The organism is Stenotrophomonas sp. GbtcB23, from assembly GCF_019091045.1.
GTDB classification, from domain to species: domain Bacteria; phylum Pseudomonadota; class Gammaproteobacteria; order Xanthomonadales; family Xanthomonadaceae; genus Stenotrophomonas; species Stenotrophomonas rhizophila_A.
Genome location: NZ_JAGXKC010000233.1, coordinates 1 through 391, shown reverse-complemented (window position 1 = coordinate 391; position 391 = coordinate 1). Strand labels below are relative to the sequence as shown.

The 391-nt window shown below is 52.7% G+C and carries 1 protein-coding gene; it reads right to left on the bottom strand.

Translation table 11 applies throughout. From position 1 onward, the window contains the following. Nucleotides 1-200: 200 nt before the first annotated feature. Nucleotides 201-391, bottom strand: a 191-nt coding sequence (locus KVS69_RS18920) for a hypothetical protein (RefSeq protein ID WP_217539510.1), incomplete at its 5' end; no start/stop codon positions are given.

Below are 391 nucleotides of genomic sequence, written 5' to 3'. Positions count from 1 at the left end.
GACCTAATGCCATCGACATCGAGCGCGGCTTGCCCGCGAGCCTGCCATTGCTGGTGCTCAGGCGTCACGGGATTATTGTCCACATAAGCCGGCATTGACGTAAGCAGTTGAGCCACGTGGTGGTAGAGCTCGTGTGGTGACATTTCTCTGATACCCGTAAGAGTGCGGATCTTCGCGACAGAAATGTTAGATCGGCCCAATCAATGCACGTTCCTCAACGCAGCCCTTCTAGCTGTCACATCATCTTCCGGTCTAACTACGATTTGCTTAAGAAAGTCAGGCGAAACAAGTAGTGATTTGGCCAAGTCTGAGAAGCCAATTCCATGCGAGTTGCGTAGAACATCAAGAGACCTGGGGATCAGCTCGCTGACCTCCTTCGCGACTAAGCCGT